Genomic DNA, 17131 nt, shown 5'->3' on the forward strand with positions numbered 1-17131 from the left:
GCGAAGAGTTGTAAGTATATCTAAGCAAAGTTGCCTTTATGGAATTTAGAATCAGAGTATTATTTGTTTTTTTGATTACCTCTCTTTATTCTTATTCACAAGAAGGAATCCCTGTATATTCAGATTACTTGTCTGATAATTATTATTTAATCCACCCTTCGATGGCTGGCGCGGCAAATTGTGCTAAAATAAGACTTACCGCCAGAAAACAATGGTTTGGCCAGGAAGATGCCCCATCCTTGCAAACATTAAGTTTTAATGGCAGGATAGGAGAGCGATCCGGAGCCGGGATTATTGTTTTTAATGATAAAAATGGATATCATTCTCAAAAAGGTTTTAAGCTTACCTACGCACATCATATCATGTTCTCCAGAGACGAAATCGATTTGAATCAGCTCTCTTTTGGAATTAGCGGAGGATTGATTCAGAATCAGTTGGATGAAACACAATTCGGAACAACTTTTGATCCGATTATTTTCGGTTCTGTGCAAAAAGATTCTTATTTTAATGTTGATGTAGGAGCTTCTTATAACTATCTGAATTTTTATGCTCACGCTACTGTTCAGGGATTATTGGAGACCAGAAGACAATTGTACAGTGATCTTGAAAGCGATAATCTGAGAAAGTTGTTGCTTAGTGTAGGGTATGTTTTTGGTAAGAAAGAGAGTGTAACCTGGGAACCTTCTGTTTTATTTCAATACTTTGATAAGACCAAAGAAAAATCAATTGATTTAAATTTAAAAGCTTACAAAAACATGGATTTTGGAAGTTTGTGGGCGGCATTGTCCTATAGAAGAAGTTTTGATGGAGCTGAATATAGCCCGGGAAGTGGAGTCGCTTCTCAGAAATTACAATATATTACACCTATAATAGGTATAAATTATAAAAATTTCATGTTTGCCTATACTTATTCTCAAGTCACCGGTAATGTGAAATTTGATACTGGTGGTTACCACCAGATTACTTTGGGAATCAATTTGTTTTGTAAAAAGGAGCGTTACGATTGTAATTGTCCTGCTATTAATTAAAAATCTTTTTTATGTTAATTAAATCTGTAAACGGAAAATCACCTGCAATTCCTGAGGATTGTTATGTAGCCGAAAATGCAACTATTGTCGGAGATGTTACTTTTGGAGACTCTTGCAGCGTTTGGTTCAATGCTGTTATTCGCGGTGATGTTCACTATATTAAAATCGGAAATAAAGTTAATATTCAGGACGGAGCTGTTATTCATTGCACTTATCAAAAGCATCCGACTATTATAGGTAATAATGTTTCAATAGGTCATAATGCAATTGTTCATGGCTGTACGGTTCATGACAATGTTTTAATCGGAATGGGCGCTATCGTTATGGATAATTGTGTGATCGAAAGTAATTCTATAGTAGCAGCCGGTGCTGTTTTAACGCAAAATACGGTAGTGACTTCAGGAAGCATTTATGCAGGCGTTCCGGCGAGAAAGGTAAAAGAGATCGATCAGTCTGATTTTGCCGGCGAAATCGAACGCATTTCGAACAATTATGTTATGTATTCCGGTTGGTTTAAAGACGAAGAATAATTTACAAAAGGATTTATTCTTAAAAATCCTTTTGTATAACCTCGTATTTGTTGTTTAAGATCGATTTTAAAACCGATGGATTTGAATTGACATAAAAGACAGGTTCACTTTTTTCTGCAGCTGTAAAGCCTACTTTTTCGCGTAATACATTTTGAGTCTGACGTGCTACAGCTTCCCCTGAATCTATGATCTGAATGTGTTCCGGCAGGATTTTTTTGATCTGTGGAATTAAGTACGGATAATGACTGCATCCTAAAACCAAATAATCAATATTGGCCTCGATCATAGGTTGCAGATAAGTTTCTAATAATTGCGTCATTTCTGGCGAATTAAGATTACCCTCTTCAATAAGCTGAACGAGTCCATGACCTACTTGTTCAATGATGGTCGTGTTCTGAAACATTTCGGCAGTTTTGTTAAACAATTCACTGTTGAGTGTGCCTTGAGTAGCGAGGATCCCAATAACCTGTGTTTTCGAATTCGTAGCGGCAGGTTTTATAGCGGGTTCAATTCCAATAAAAGGAATGTTGTAGCTTGCACGAAGTTCACGAATAGCATTTGTAGTAGCAGTATTGCAGGCAACCACAATTAGTTTGCAATTGTTTTCGATTAAAAAATCAACATTCTTTTTGCTTAGTGCTACAATTTCTTCCTTGGTTTTTTGACCGTAGGGCGCATTTTTACTGTCGGCTAAGTAAATGGTTCTTTCATTCGGAAGTAGTTCATGAATGGCACTCCAAATGGAAGTTCCTCCGATACCGGAATCAAAAACACCTATAGGATTATTATTCGTCATAAAGCAAAGTTACATATTTCTGCGTTTCTCTACAATCCGGATTTTAAATAAAAATAAGATTTAAGGAAGAATAAAAAGGTGTGATGGATGTAGTTGGTTAAAGCGAAACAGGATGCTGGAATTTAGGTATATTAAGTTTAAAAGCCCTTCGACTTCGCTCAGGGGGACATTAGAGGGGTATCAGTGTAATGTCTGGGAGTGCTTTGTTTGTCTATACATACTTTTACAATTTAATTTTGGCAATCTTGTCATCTCTCGTGCTTCGAAAATGACAGAATTGTGATAGCCCTGGGTCAGTAAACTGAAATCTGTAAAATGTATTGTGTCACTTGTTCATTTCGAGCGAAGTCGAGAAATCACACCAGCTGCTCCGTTTCTATTTTCCACAATTTTGTCATACTGAGGAACGAAGTATCTTCACAAGTAATTCCGTAAAGTGAAGCGCAACGGTATCGATTCAGCAAACGAAGATCCTTCGTTCCTCAGGATGACAAACTGTACGGAGTTTCTTGTGCGATTTCTCGACTTCGCTCGAAATGACATGCACAAGCCCAATTTTTACTTTTCCATAACTTTTAGGTTTGGAATTTGGAATTTCAAAAATTTGGAATTTAACCCTTGTGGTCATTGCTCTAAAATAAAAAACGGCTCCAACTTAAAAAGTAGAGCCGTTTTTTTATAATAAGAAAGTGTTTCTTAGAATCCTAAGTCTTTTTTAACGTCAGCTGTAACGTTTGGACCGTCAGCTAATAAAAGAGTAGAACCGTCTAATACGTATTGGAAACCTTTAGCTTTTCCAACTTTTTGAATAGAAGCTCTTACTTTTTCCATTAATGGTTTTACGATATCAGTTTCTTTTTGTTGTAGTTCTTTTTGTGCATTGTCTCTGTAATCAACAATTCTTTTTTGCATGTCTTGAACTTCTTTAGAACGCTCACCGTTTACAGCTTCTGTTACTGTTGCAGCTTCAGCCTCATACTTTTTGATTTTTACTTGATATTCGTCAACCATTTTTTTGTATTCAGCATCATATGTACCACTTAATTTTTGTAGTTGGTTTTGTGCGTCAAGCATTGCAGGCATTTTCGACATAATCTCGCTAACATCAACATGGGCTACCTTAGCTTGTGCGTTCATTGTGTTACTTGCTCCTAATATTAGCATAGCAGCGATTAGTAAAGTTTTGATTTGTTTCATCATTTTTAAAATATTAATTAATTATTGGTCGTATTTGTTTTCTGTGCTGCGGCTTCTTTTGCTTTTTTGGCCGCTTCTCTTTCTTCTAAAATTTTCTTCTTTCTTTCTTCTAATTCTTTTTTACGCTGCTCGTAAAGTTTTTGTCTTTCTTCGGCTTTATTTTCTGTTGCCGCTGGCTGAACTGTTGTTGTTTTTTGCTCTGTCGTGGCAGCAGGTTTATCAGTAGACGGACTTGTTTTAGTAGCGTCTGTTTTTGCTGGTTCAGAAACCGTGCCATTTTTTCTAGCCTCTCTTTCTTCTAATAATGCTTTTCTTCTGTCTTCGTATTCTTTCTTTTTAGCTTCCTGCTCTAGTTTTCGATCTAAAATTAATTTCTCTCTTGCTGCTTTTCGGTCATCCAGAACTTTTTGTCTGTCTTTCATGGCAGGATTCTCATCGATAGCGTTTTCAAGATTTTCTTTTTTCTCTTGTTCTTTCAATTGTTTTTTAGTCAATTGTTCGCGCTTATCGGTTCGGTTTAAGATACGGATAACCTGATCGCTAATATCAAACTTTTTATTGCTAAAAAGCATTGTTAAATCAGAAGACTTGTCAAAAACAAAATCATAATTTTTAGCTTCGGCAATATCCTGAACGGCTGTGAAAACCTGATCCTGAATTGGTTTTGCTAAAGCTGCCTTATGTCGGATTAAATTTCCGTCAGCTCCAAATTGCTTTTGCTGATAATCCAGCATTTCTGTTTCCAGAAATTTAATCTCTGTTTCTCTTTCATCGATAAGCTCTTTAGTCAGTAATGCTTTTTCAGCTTTAAGACTTTCTTTGAGATTATTGATGTCCGTTTTTTTGGTCTCAATTTCTTGTTTCCATTTTTGAGCTTTTAGCTCTAATTGTGCATTTGCTTCTTTGTAATCAGAGACATTTTCTAAGATATACTCCATATCTATGTAGCCAATCCTTGTCGATCTTGTCTGTGCCTGACTTGTATTTGCTACAATCAAGGCTAAAAATATAAATAAAAATTGTCTTCTCATAACATTACTTTATTTGAAAATTTTTAACCAAATATAATCTTCTTAAAATTGCTGACCAATAATAAAGTGTGGTTCCCAACCATTTGGTCTGTTATTAATTGCTCCCGGTGCAGCATCGAAACCATACCCGAAGTCAAAACCTAATAGTCCAAACGCCGGCATAAATACACGAACACCAAGACCTGCAGAACGATATAAATCGAACGGGTTGTAAGCTTTAAACGTTGGATAAGCAGCTCCAGCTTCTATAAATGTTAAAACATAAATTGAGGCCGATGGTTTTAAGGTTACTGGATAACGAAGCTCCATAGAGAACTTATTGTAAATCGTTGCTCCAATTTGCTGTCCATATCTAGGATCTTTAGGATCTTCAATAATCGGTGTCAACGTATTGTTTTTATATCCTCTTAATCCAATAGTCTCTCTACCGTCCATAGAGTAGTTGGCCATTCCATCTCCTCCCATGTAAAAACGTTCGAAAGGTACTACACCTCGTTCTTGATTATAAGCACCCAAGAAACCAAATTCTGTTAATGTTCTTAAAACTAATTTACCGTACACTTTAGTATACCAGTCTGCTTTAAATTTAATTTTATAATATTCTAACCAGTTGTATTTCTTCTGATCGACTTTTGCAATGTCAGTATCTGCATTTTGGTAATTTGTACCTACACTAGATAATCCAGTATTTCCATTTACTACTTCAGTCTTAACGTAATCACCAGTATTTAGAGGTTTACCATCTATTCCGTTTCCAGATGTTCCTGTATATTGTGTTTTGTATTCTTTTTGATTGCCCAGATCACCATAATCAATACCATTGAACATAGAGTAAGGTGGTGTAACTTTTGCAGAAATACTAAACTCCGAACCATAAGTAGGGAATATAGGATTGACCCCTTTATTACTTCTTGAAATTCCAATTGTATACGCAAGGTTTCTTGACGCTCCGTTACCAAAGGTAAACAATCCTGTGTTATAATTGTTCAGGTCATAGTGTTGGTAACTTACAGATTGTGACAATACGAAGTAGTCATCCGGCACTGTAAGTCTTTTAGCAAGACCAACTTGTAACGTTAAGATGTTAAAACTTTTGCTCTTATCTACATCTCTTGTCACAAAATTGTTTAAGAATTGTTTACTGTAAGAGATAGAAGAACTAAACTGTACTGGTTTTTTTCCACCGAACCATGGTTCTGAGAACGATAAACTATACGTTTGGAAATAAGTACTTCCTTGTAAACGAAGTGATACTTTTTGCCCGTCTCCCATTGGTAAAGGTTTGTAAGAGTCTTTCTTGAATAAATTTCTGGCTGAGAAATTATTAAAAGAAAGTCCTAAGGTTCCAATGAAACCACCTCCACCATAACCTCCTTGAAGTTCAACCTGGCTTGATCCTTTTTCAACAACATGGTATTCGATGTCTACTGTTCCGGCACCTGCGTCTACATTCTTGAATTTTGGATCTATCGCCTCAGGATCAAAAAATCCTAATTGTCCAATTTCACGAATTGTTCTTACTAATTGTTCTTTACTGTATTTTTCACCTGGTTTGGTTCTTAATTCACGGTAAATAACATGATCATTTGTTTTGTCGTTTCCAACAACTGTAATTTTATTAAAATAAGCGATTGGACCTTCTGTAATTCTGATCTCAAAATCGATTGTATCATTAGCCGTTTTTACCTCTACAGCATTAATGTTTGAAAACAAATATCCATTGTTTTGGTACAAATTGGTAATGTCTTCGGCATCCGGTTTTGTTTTGTCTGCGATCCTTTTTTCAAGTAAAACACCGTTATATGTTTCTCCTTTTTTGATCCCTAAGTAGCGATTCAAAAGGTGGTCAGGATAAACCGTATTTCCTAAAAATTTAATATTTCCGAAGTAATATTTATTTCCTTCTTCCATTTTAATTTTAATGGCAAGCATATTTTTCTCTTTGTTGTAAGCAACAGAGTCATAAATAATACGTGCATCACGGTATCCTTTTTCTTTATAGGTAGAAATAACTTTTTCTAAGTCGGTCTTGTATTTTTCAGGTATAAATTTTGAAGATTTAAGAATGCGGAAGACATTTTTTTGTTTAGTGTCTTTCATAGCGGCTCTCAGTTTAGTATCGCTAAGTTGGGTGTTCCCTTCAAAATCGATACTGCTGATTTTTACTTTGTCGCCTTTATCTACACGCACAACCATATTTACCTGATTTCCTGCAGTGGTATCGGGAGTAGTAGTAATGGTGACTTTGGTGGTGTAAAAACCGTCTTTTTTATACTTGTTTTCGATGTAATTTTTGGTAGTGGTGATAAGGTTTTCATTAACAATTTTGTTTTTAGTCAAATTGTTATCTTTAATTAAACCTTCTACTTTATTCTTTTTGATACCAACAAATTTGACCTCATTAAGCTTAGGAAGCTCAATAATATTCAGATCTAAATAGATACTGTCTTGTTCGATTTTATTTACATAAAACGAAATTTCGTCAAAAAGTCCCAGTTTGCCCAATTTTTTAATTGCGCCACTGATTTCTTCTCCGGGTACCGTTATTTCCTGTCCTTTTTGAAGGCCAGAGAAAGTAACCACTGTTTGTTCATTGAAGCTTATTTTACCAACGACAGAGACTTTAGCAAGAATGTACTTTTTTCCTTGATCAAAAGGAACTCTTTCTTGTGCTTTTATTTGTGAAAAACTACCCATTAGAATCAGGGTAAGGACTAGTTGTATTCTTTTTTGTAACACTAAAAAATTATTTAATTTGTTCACTGGTTTTTCCAAATCTACGTTCTCTTTTTTGATAACTAATAATAGCCTCATATAAATCTTGATCTTTAAAGTCTGGCCACAAGACATTAGTAAAATATAATTCTGCATAGGCGATTTGCCATAGCAAAAAATTACTTATTCTATGTTCTCCACTTGTTCGTATTAATAAATCTACGTCAGGTAAATTTTGCGTGTAAAGATGCTCATTTATAATTGAATCGTCAATAGCGTCTATTGAAATTATATTATTTTTAACTTTATCACTGATGATTCTAACGGTATTTACCAATTCTTCTCGTGATCCGTAACTTAAGGCCAGAGTAAGAGTAAGGCGGGTGTTGTTTTTTGTCTTGTCAATTACATCTAAAAGTTCTTTTTGAGCACTTTTTGGTAACTTATCAAGGTTTCCAATAGCATTAAGTTTAATGTTATTTTCCTGTAAAGTACCAAGCTCTTTTTTTAAAGAATTGATTAGAATTTTCATTAAAGCTTCCACTTCGAGTTTTGGACGATTCCAGTTTTCTGTTGAAAAAGCATATAAGGTTAAATACTTAATGCCAAGTGTAGCACAAGTAGTAATTGTTTTTTTTACAGACTTTGTTCCGTTTTCGTGACCAAATGCTCTTAAAAAGCCTTGTTGTTTTGCCCAACGCCCATTTCCGTCCATAATAATGGCCAGATGTTGTGGTAAGTTTGTTTGATCTATAGAGTCTAGTAAGTTCATTGTATTAATATGCGCAATAGCAAGGTTTTTGTCCAAAGGTATACGTTAAAGTAACACCTGAGAATACATACCAATCATTATTATTTAAATTTCCAAAACGTAAAGGAGCTAAATTTCCATTGCTGGGATTGCTTCCGTCAATATTATCAGTAAAGGTATAACGCACTCCGGCTTCTGCTGCTAAAATCAGATGAGGCGTTATATTCGATTTTATACCTAATATAATAGGTATTGCAAACGAATTTGAATTTTTGATTTTTCTTGTTTGTCCACCCGAGATATACAAATCATCATAGTTGAAGAAACTCAATCCCGAAAACAGATACGGTGTAACTTTAGGATGATAATCGTGAAGATTAAAATCAAAAAAGTTAAATTCCAGACCAGCCGACAGTTCTTTTATGTTGTTTTTAAATTTATAACCTCTGTTGCTTCTTCCGGTTTCTTTAGAATCAAGGTCATTTCCTATTACGGTAGACTGAGTGTAAGAGAAACGGTAGGAGTGGCGTGGGCTTCGGTTCCATTTATATAGTATACCAAAAGCCGGTTTTTCAGGAGCGATATAGGTGGTCTTTCCTACGTCTCCTACAAAGTTACTTCCACCCAGGAAAACACCAATCTCATTTATTTGAGCGCTTAGTGTTAAGAAGGGGAAAAAACAGAACAATAAATTAAAAATTTTCTTCATTTAATTCAGAATTGCGTGCAAATATAATAATTATCAATACGAATCAAAGTTTCTTTAGTAAAATGTGCTTTTTTTTCAATTTACGATATGATTTTTAGACATTTAATGATGATTCGCTACATGCAGAACGGGAAAAAGTACTGCAATAGTATACTTGTGAATCAGAAAAGAGATTAATTTCTTTTGTCTTCTCCCCAAAGCAATTTGTTTCTCAAGGTTTTCAAGAAAGTCTCACCTGGGATTTCGACCATTTTTATTTTAAAATTGGTCTTTTTTATGGTTAAAATGGATTCGTTTTTTACAGAAGCAACTCTGGAATCCAGTGAAACTAAATATTGATCGTCTCTGCCTGAAACACGAAGTTTTACCTCGGTATCATCCGGAATTACAAGAGGTCTTGCCGTTAAATTATGAGGGGCAATAGGGGTAATCACTAAACTTTTGACATCTGGCGTTAATAATGGTCCTCCGCAACTTAACGAATATCCTGTAGACCCTGTTGGTGTAGAAATGATTAAACCATCTGCCCAGTACGAGGTCAGGTACTCATTGTTCAAATGCGTTTCAACTGTAATCATCGAGGTGGTGTCCTTTCTGCTTATGGTAACCTCATTCATGGCAAAGTTTAATTCGGCTATAGCATCATTTTTTGGCTCACAAGTCAGACTTAATAAAGTTCTCTCAGAGATCGTGTAGTTTTTGTCGACTACAAACTGTAAAAAACTATCAATCTTTTCTTTTTGTACGGTGGCCAGAAAACCGAGTCTTCCTGCATTTATTCCTAAGATTGGAACGCCTGAATCCCGAACTAGAGTAGCTGCTCTCAAAATAGTCCCGTCACCGCCAATGCTGATCAACATTTCAAAGCTATCATCTAAAGAAGTAGTCGAAGAAAAGGTGTTGTACTCCGCATTAATAAGTTGCTTTTCATAAAGCATTTTTAGAAAATTTTCTTCAATTACCATTTCAACGTTGTTCGAATTGAAGAACAAGAAAATGTCTTTTATGATCGGTTCCGTACTGTTTTGATAATATTGTCCGTAAATCGCTACTTTCATTCTTTTTGTTTAGATAATGAGAAAATTTGATGATGTGTCAATGTCTTGGGGGACGATCTGATTGACTCATTTTCTGCTTGTTATATTTTAAATTAAATATTAAGATACTTGTCCAGATAGTCAGAACGTTCTTTTAAACTGTTGATATAGGTGTCTTCCTGATGTTCTGAAATAATTTCGTAATTGTATCTTCTGAAAGTCTGAATGATTTCATTCATGGCTCCCAATCCGATTTTTATAGTGATCTGAACATTTTCGAGATCGGCTTCAGAGATAAAACAACCCAGAATTTTACCGTTATTACTTTCTACAATCTGAGTGATCTGACTCATGGAGTAATCTATAAGTCCTTTTTGAACGATAATGATGCCACCTTGTTCTTTTAAAAATGGAGTTTCTTTAAAAAACTTCATTATATCTTCCATTTCATAATAGCCGATATAGGTGTTGTTTTCGTCCAGAACAGGAACGGTGTTGGTGTGATTTTTAGCAAAAACCTCTAAAAGATCCAACCAAATCATTGATTTTCGCGCAAAAAAACGTTCAAACGTATATTTATAGTCAATTGTTTTTTTGTCCGTATCAAAAGTTTCAACATCATCAGAGGAGATGCTCCCAATGTAAATACCATTCTCTAAAACCGGAAAATGGGAAAAACTTAGGTCAGCAAAAAAGTCCTGAACCGACGCTATCGTTTCCTGGCTGTCGATTGCTCGAAAATCGTTTGTGATATAGTTGGTAATTTCTGTCATAGATCAATTGTGGATATTTGATGCAAAATAATCAAAAAATAGCAAAAACTGCTACCTTTTACTTTGTATTTTTGTGGTAACAAATATAATGTTACTAGAATTAATTATCTATTTATATGACAAAATTAAGTGTAAATATCAATAAAATTGCAACGTTGCGAAATGCCCGTGGCGGAAATGTTCCTGATTTATTAAAAGTGGCGACAGATATCCAGAATTTTGGAGGACAAGGAATCACGATTCACCCACGTCCGGATGAGCGTCATATTCGCTATCAGGATGCACGTGATTTAAAAGCCATTGTACATACCGAATATAATATTGAAGGAAATCCACAGCATAATTTTATTGATTTGGTTTTAGAGTGTAAACCAACACAAGTTACCTTAGTTCCGGATGCAATTGGGGCCATTACTTCTTCTGCCGGTTGGGATACTATAAAAAATGAATCTTATTTAAGTGAGGTTATTCAGGAATTTCAGCGCAACGGAATCAGAACTTCGATTTTTGTTGACCCGGTTTTGGAAATAATTGAAGGTGCCAAAAAAACAGGAGCGGACCGAATTGAATTGTATACAGAAGCTTTTGCACATCAGTACGGTTTAGGAAATAAAAACGGAATTGATCCTTACATTGAAGCGGCAAAACTAGCCAACGAATTAGGTTTAGGGATTAATGCAGGTCATGACCTTAGTTTGGATAATATTCAGTTTTTCAAACAAAACATTCCGGGATTATTAGAGGTGTCTATTGGGCATGCTTTAATTTCAGAAGCGCTTTATCTTGGTTTGGATAATGTGGTGAATATGTATTTGCAAAAATTAAAATAAGACTTTATGCTTTATTCAAAAATAGAAGGCGAAGGGAAACCCTTCGTTATCATGCATGGTTTTTTAGGAATGTCAGATAATTGGAAAACGCTTGCTTCGCAATATGCAGAGTCAGGTTTTCAAGTTCATGTTTTGGATTTGCGAAATCATGGACGCAGTTTTCATTCCGATGAATTTACCTATGAAGCGATGGCAAAGGACGTGTTCGAATATTGCCATGCAAATCAATTAAGCAAAATTGATATTTTAGGACATTCGATGGGAGGGAAAGTAGCGATGCTTTTCGCGACGACTTATCCGGAATTAGTAGATAAATTAATTGTAGCTGATATTGGTCCGAGATTTTACAACCAGCACCATCAGGATATTTTGGCAGGGTTAAATGCAGTTGATTTTTCTGTAAAGCCAAGTAGAAATGAAGTAGAAACTATTTTGACACAATATGTTCCGGATTTTGGAACCCGTCAGTTTTTAATGAAAAATTTATATTGGCAGGAACCCGGACAACTGGCCTTTCGTTTTAATCTGGCTGTTTTTAATGGTAACTTAGATGCTATAGGAAAAGCGTTGGCAGACGGTTTGGTTTTTGATAAACCGACCTTGTTTATACGTGGAGGAAGTTCCGGTTATATTAAGGACGAAGATATGGAGGAAATACGTCAGCATTTTCCGGATGTAAAATTAGATACTATACCTAATGCGGGACATTGGCTTCATGCCGAAAATCCAAAATTGTTTTTTGAACTGACAACGGCATTTTTAAAAGAGTAAGTTTTGAGGATGACGACTACTGTTATTAAAGTTAAAGGATGAAAGTTTTAATTGTACTGGGGTCTCCAAATTCAGAACTTGGAAATTTAGGGCAAATAGCGCTGGACCGATTAGATTATTGTTTGGATATTTTTGAACCAAAGGATAACTATATTATTTGTACAGGAGGTTTTGGAGCGCATTTTAATACAGCGCCTTATCCGCATGCAGACTATGCGATGAACTATTTAACAGAGAATGGACTTAGTGCGGAAAACTTCTTAGAAGCGGCCTTGTCTGCCAATACGGTCGAAGATGCAGTATTAGCAAAAAAGATATTGATTAAACATCACTTAAATACGGTTGTTGTGATTACTTCTGACTATCATGTCGAAAGGGTGAAGCTTATTTTTGATGAAATTTTAGGATTTGATAACGTGGAATATGCCGGAGTAGTCCATGCTATTTCTGATACAGAAAAAGAGCGATTGGTGATCCATGAAAAAAAAGCAATCAATGGAATTTTAAGCAAAGGCTTATATTATTAAATTTTAGTACTTTTAAATAAATTTTAAACCATACAATTATGAACTTATTACTCAGACTTCTTGTTACCGCTGCCTTGGTTTTGGTGATCGCTCACTTTTTACCAGGTGTTCATGTTGCCAGTTTTACCACCGCTGTAATTGTTGCGGTAGTTTTAGGGTTGCTGAATCTTTTTATAAAACCAATATTGGTCATCCTGACTTTTCCTGTTACGATTGTGACGTTGGGCTTGTTTTTACTGGTGATTAACGCCATTATTATTCTACTGTGCACTAATATTGTCGGAGGTTTTAAAGTGGAGTCTTTCTGGACCGCATTATTCTTCAGTATTATATTGTCTATTCTTCAATCTATTACTTATAAAATTGTAGGAGACGATAAATAAACTAAAATCAAAGCCGAATAAAAAAGGGCTTCAAATACAATAGGTTAAAAACTTGGTTGGGTTGCAAAAATTTTATAATTTTGCAACCCAATTTTATTACGTAAATTAAAGAACACGATGGATATTAAAAGAGTAGCAATAGACGCTGTTAATGAAGTGATTGTGATGAACGTTGTTCACATGGACTACAAAGGGCAGGTGCAAAAAAGAATAAACGAAAAAATGCCTTTAGCAACTGTAAAAGGTTTTAGAAAAGGACAAGTACCTAAAGACCTTGTTGAAAAACAATACGGAAAAGGTATTAAACAAGAAGAAATTCAAAAAGTAGTTGATTTAGCTTTAGAGCGTTTTGTACAATCTGAAAGATTAAATCTATTAGGAACTCCTCTTGCTAAAGTAAACGAAAACTTCGATTGGGATGCTGAAGAGTTAACTTTCGAATACGAAATTGGTTTAGTGCCAAACTTCGAAATTAATTTAGAAGCTAAAAATGATATCGTAAAATATATCGTTACAGCTGATGCTAAATTAATCGACGGTCAGGTAGAGCGTATCCAAAAACAATTCGGAAAAGCAATTCCTCAAGAAGCTGTTGTTGCAGATTCTGACTTAACTGGAACTTTTTCTAACGAAGAAAACGGAATCAATAACACAACTACCATTTCTGTAGCTACTTTCAACAAAGCTGCCGGAGATAAATTTATCGGTAAAAAAGTAGGAGATGTTGTTGCAGTAAGCACAAAAGGTTTATTCGAAGATGATCACCAATTAATGGACTACCTAAAAGTAGGTCATGATAATGTTCACGGTTTAGATATCGAAGTAAACTTTACTATCGAAGCTATCAACGGAGCTGAATTGGCAGAATTAAACCAGGATTTATTTGATAAACTTTTTGGTGAAGGAAAAGTAGCTTCATTAGAAGACTTAAAAGCTAAAATCAAAGAAGATGCTGAAGCGCAATTTGCACAACAAGCAGATCAAAAATTATTGTTAGACGTTCAGGATTTCCTTATCGAAAGCACAAAGTTTGATTTACCGTCAGAATTCCTTAAAAAATGGTTGCAAACTGTTGGAGAGAAAAAACTTTCTGCAGAAGAAGCTGAAGTAGAATATGCGAGATCTGAAAAAGGATTGCGTTTTCAATTGATTGAAGGAAAAGCAATGGCTCAAAGTAATATCCAAATTACATTTGAAGATTTGAAAGCTTTTACAACAAACGCGATCAGACAACAAATGGCTCAATTTGGTCAAACAAACCCAACTGACGAAGAAGTACAAGGAATCGTGGCTAGAGTTTTATCTAACCAAGAGGAAGTAAAAAGACTTTCTGAGCAAGTTGTTGCAGAGAAATTGTTAGAGTTGTTTAAAGAGAAAGCAAATCCAACAACTAAAGAAGTAACTTACGAAGAATTTATTGCTGCATCATACGGAGAATAATTTCTGAAAAAATAAGTATATTTGAGCGTCAATTGATATTTTCTTTTGACGCTCTTTTTTTTGTTTCAGGTTTCAGGTTTCAGGTTTCAAGTTCGTGAACCTGAAACCTGAAACCTGAAACCTGAAACATTTTAAACGAAAAGACGACATATTGGCATTATTCATAAAAAGGTATGACCTTTGATAAATTAAAATAGACATCAAATAAACTTAAACTTAGAACAGATACATATGAACTACGGTAAAGAATTTAAAAAATTTGCTACAAAGCACCAAGGAGTAAATGCCATGTACTATGATAAAATCGTAGCGGCAATGAACCCAACCAATATGACTCCATATATTATCGAAGAACGTCAGTTGAATATTTCTCAATTAGATGTTTTCTCCCGATTAATGATGGACAGAATTATCTTTTTAGGAACAGGTATCGACGACCAGATCGCTAATATCGTTCAGGCACAATTACTTTTCCTGGAAAGTGCTGATGCATCAAAAGACATTCAGATTTATTTAAATTCTCCGGGAGGAAGCGTTTACGCAGGATTAGGGATTTACGACACCATGCAATACATCAAACCTGACGTAGCGACAATTTGTACCGGTATGGCAGCTTCTATGGGAGCCGTTTTACTATGTGCAGGAGCAGCAGGAAAACGTTCCGCTTTACCACATTCAAGAGTAATGATTCACCAACCATCAGGAGGAGCACAAGGAGTAGCTACCGATATGGAAATCAACTTACGTGAAATGTTGAAACTAAAAGATGAATTGTACAACATCATCTCACAACATTCAGGACAAACTTTTGATAAAGTACACAAAGACAGCGAGCGTGATTACTGGATGATCGCAGACGAAGCTAAGGAATACGGAATGATTGATGAGGTGTTGAGAAGAGGATAAAAATTGGTTTAAAGTTTCAGGTTTTAAGTTGCTATTGTTAACTTGGAACCTGAAACTTGAAACTTGAAACATAAGAAATGGCAAAAGTAGTATTAGAATGTTCGTTTTGTGGAAGAAAAAAGCCAGAAACCAATTTATTGATTGCAGGTATCAATGCACATATCTGTGATAAGTGTATTGAGCAGGCACACGGAATTGTATTAGAAGAATTAAAATCAAGCGGAAGTGCAAAACTAGTTGGGGACTTAATCTTAAAGAAACCAAAAGAAATTAGAGCTTTCTTGGATCAATATGTAATTGGTCAGGATCAGACTAAAAAAGTAATGTCGGTTGCGGTTTACAATCACTACAAACGTTTAATGCAACAGCAATTAGACGACGAAGTAGAGATCGAAAAAAGTAACATCATTATGGTGGGTCAGACCGGAACCGGAAAAACATTGGTGGCAAAAACGATTGCTAAGATGTTAGATGTTCCTTTGGCTATTGTTGATGCAACGGTACTTACAGAAGCAGGTTATGTAGGAGAAGATGTTGAAAGTATTTTGACACGTTTGCTACAAGCCGCTGATTATGATGTAACCAAAGCCGAAAGAGGAATCGTATTTATTGATGAAATTGATAAAATCGCCCGTAAGAGCGATAATCCATCTATAACACGTGACGTTTCAGGTGAAGGTGTACAACAAGCATTATTGAAATTGCTGGAAGGAACAGTTGTAAATGTACCACCAAAAGGAGGTCGTAAACATCCGGACCAGAAATTTGTAGAAGTAAATACCCAAAACATCCTGTTTATTGCAGGAGGAGCTTTTGATGGAGTAGAACGTATTATTTCAAAGCGTTTAAACCGTCAGGCAGTGGGATATTCAACTTCTAAAAATGTAGACAATATCGACAAAGACAATTTGTTGCAATATATTATTCCAAAAGACATTAAAGATTTCGGATTGATTCCGGAGATTATCGGTCGTTTACCGGTTTTAACGCACATGGATCCTTTGGACAGAGAAACGTTACGTGCAATCTTAACACAACCTAAAAATGCCTTAATCAAACAATATCAAAAGTTATTTTTGATGGATGAAGTTGAATTCAGTATCACGGATGAAGCTTTGGATTTTATTGTTGACAAAGCATTAGAATACAAATTAGGAGCACGTGGATTGCGTTCGTTATGTGAAGCAATCTTAACCGATGCGATGTACGAATTGCCAAGTTCAGACGATAAAACACTGACAATCGACAGAGAGTACGCCGAACATACACTAAGCAAAAATTTATTGAAGAGAATGGAAATTGCTTCGTAAAACAATACTATAAAACGCCTCATCTGAGGTGTTTTTTTTTGACTGAAAAGTGGTTTTTTAATTCTCGACACAATAAAAAAAAATGAGATTGATCTTTCAGTTGTTAAGCTAATGAGGGGCGGTTTAAACCATATAAGTGATGTAAGTTCATTTAATTCTATGCTTATATTTTCTTCAATGACTTGTATAGTTTAATTTTTTGCGACTTTGCGCCTTTGCGAGAGAAATAGTTCCAATGCTTGCAAGACCTTTGTCACAAGGAGAGTTTAAGTTAATCTAATTCAAAACTTATATTTTCTTCTATGACTTATATGGTTTAATTTTTTGCGACTTTGCAAGAAAAATAGTTCCAATGTTTCAAGACATTTTTCACAAAGAGAATTATAAGTTCACTTAA

General features: G+C 35.2%; 17 protein-coding genes. 9 read left to right on the plus strand and 8 right to left on the minus strand.

What is annotated here, in order from left to right:
- Positions 1-38 precede the first annotated feature (38 nt).
- Together AB674_RS01360 and AB674_RS01365 are read left to right on the plus strand one after the other, a co-directional pair.
- Positions 39-1028: a type IX secretion system membrane protein PorP/SprF gene (locus tag AB674_RS01360; protein ID WP_047773155.1), complete on the plus strand. Its 990-nt coding sequence runs from the start codon at positions 39-41 to the stop codon at positions 1026-1028.
- 11 nt (positions 1029-1039) lie between these two features.
- A complete protein-coding gene (locus AB674_RS01365) occupies positions 1040-1558 on the plus strand; it encodes a gamma carbonic anhydrase family protein (protein ID WP_047773157.1) in 519 nt (172 codons plus the stop codon).
- 19 nt (positions 1559-1577) lie between these two features.
- On the opposite strand, the gene murI is transcribed toward AB674_RS01365, so the two are convergent.
- From murI to AB674_RS01405, 8 genes are all read right to left on the minus strand, one after another.
- Complete coding sequence (gene murI, locus AB674_RS01370; RefSeq protein WP_047773158.1) at positions 1578-2354, minus strand: glutamate racemase; 777 nt, start codon at positions 2352-2354, stop codon at positions 1578-1580.
- Positions 2355-3050: 696 nt separating this feature from the next.
- The gene (locus tag AB674_RS01375; RefSeq protein WP_205625349.1) at positions 3051-3554 is read right to left on the minus strand and encodes an OmpH family outer membrane protein; all 504 of its coding nucleotides are present in this window, start codon (positions 3552-3554) and stop codon (positions 3051-3053) included.
- Between the two features lie 14 nt (positions 3555-3568).
- On the minus strand, positions 3569-4582 hold the full coding sequence (locus AB674_RS01380; protein ID WP_047773162.1) for an OmpH family outer membrane protein: 1014 nt from the start codon (positions 4580-4582) through the stop codon (positions 3569-3571).
- A 42-nt stretch (positions 4583-4624) separates the two neighbouring features.
- Positions 4625-7396 (minus strand): outer membrane protein assembly factor BamA, encoded by a 2772-nt coding sequence (gene bamA, locus AB674_RS01385; protein WP_047773164.1) that lies wholly within the window; start codon positions 7394-7396, stop codon positions 4625-4627.
- Entirely contained in the window at positions 7329-8069 is a 741-nt protein-coding gene (locus tag AB674_RS01390; RefSeq protein ID WP_047773166.1) for an isoprenyl transferase, read from the minus strand. Before AB674_RS01390 ends, bamA begins: the two co-directional genes overlap by 68 nt.
- Positions 8070-8073: 4 nt before the next feature.
- Complete coding sequence (locus AB674_RS01395) at positions 8074-8757, minus strand: DUF6089 family protein (protein ID WP_047773168.1); 684 nt, start codon at positions 8755-8757, stop codon at positions 8074-8076.
- Positions 8758-8930: 173 nt separating this feature from the next.
- Entirely contained in the window at positions 8931-9815 is an 885-nt protein-coding gene (locus AB674_RS01400) for an NAD kinase (RefSeq protein WP_047773169.1), read from the minus strand.
- 92 nt (positions 9816-9907) lie between these two features.
- The gene (locus AB674_RS01405) at positions 9908-10567 is read right to left on the minus strand and encodes a CBS domain-containing protein (RefSeq protein ID WP_047773171.1); all 660 of its coding nucleotides are present in this window, start codon (positions 10565-10567) and stop codon (positions 9908-9910) included.
- 116 nt (positions 10568-10683) lie between these two features.
- On the opposite strand from AB674_RS01405, the gene AB674_RS01410 reads away from it, so the two are divergent.
- The 7 genes from AB674_RS01410 (at position 10684) to clpX (ending at position 16734) form a co-directional block, all read left to right on the plus strand.
- Positions 10684-11397 carry a pyridoxine 5'-phosphate synthase gene (locus tag AB674_RS01410; RefSeq protein WP_047773172.1) on the plus strand — a complete coding sequence of 238 codons (714 nt, stop codon included), beginning with the start codon at positions 10684-10686 and terminating at the stop codon, positions 11395-11397.
- Positions 11398-11403: 6 nt separating this feature from the next.
- Positions 11404-12168: an alpha/beta fold hydrolase gene (locus tag AB674_RS01415; RefSeq protein ID WP_047773174.1), complete on the plus strand. Its 765-nt coding sequence runs from the start codon at positions 11404-11406 to the stop codon at positions 12166-12168.
- Between the two features lie 38 nt (positions 12169-12206).
- Entirely contained in the window at positions 12207-12695 is a 489-nt protein-coding gene (locus AB674_RS01420; protein ID WP_053004169.1) for a YdcF family protein, read from the plus strand.
- A 38-nt stretch (positions 12696-12733) separates the two neighbouring features.
- Positions 12734-13078 (plus strand): phage holin family protein, encoded by a 345-nt coding sequence (locus AB674_RS01425; RefSeq protein ID WP_047773176.1) that lies wholly within the window; start codon positions 12734-12736, stop codon positions 13076-13078.
- A 117-nt stretch (positions 13079-13195) separates the two neighbouring features.
- Positions 13196-14518, plus strand: a complete 1323-nt coding sequence (locus AB674_RS01430) for a trigger factor (RefSeq protein ID WP_047773178.1) — start codon at positions 13196-13198, stop codon at positions 14516-14518.
- A 231-nt stretch (positions 14519-14749) separates the two neighbouring features.
- Positions 14750-15424 carry an ATP-dependent Clp endopeptidase proteolytic subunit ClpP gene (clpP, locus tag AB674_RS01435; RefSeq protein ID WP_047773182.1) on the plus strand — a complete coding sequence of 225 codons (675 nt, stop codon included), beginning with the start codon at positions 14750-14752 and terminating at the stop codon, positions 15422-15424.
- 77 nt (positions 15425-15501) lie between these two features.
- Positions 15502-16734, plus strand: a complete 1233-nt coding sequence (clpX, locus tag AB674_RS01440) for an ATP-dependent Clp protease ATP-binding subunit ClpX (RefSeq protein ID WP_047773185.1) — start codon at positions 15502-15504, stop codon at positions 16732-16734.
- Positions 16735-17131: the final 397 nt, after the last annotated feature.

The sequence above is a fragment of the Flavobacterium sp. ABG genome, assembly GCF_001027725.1.
GTDB classification, from domain to species: Bacteria; Bacteroidota; Bacteroidia; order Flavobacteriales; family Flavobacteriaceae; genus Flavobacterium; species Flavobacterium cupriresistens.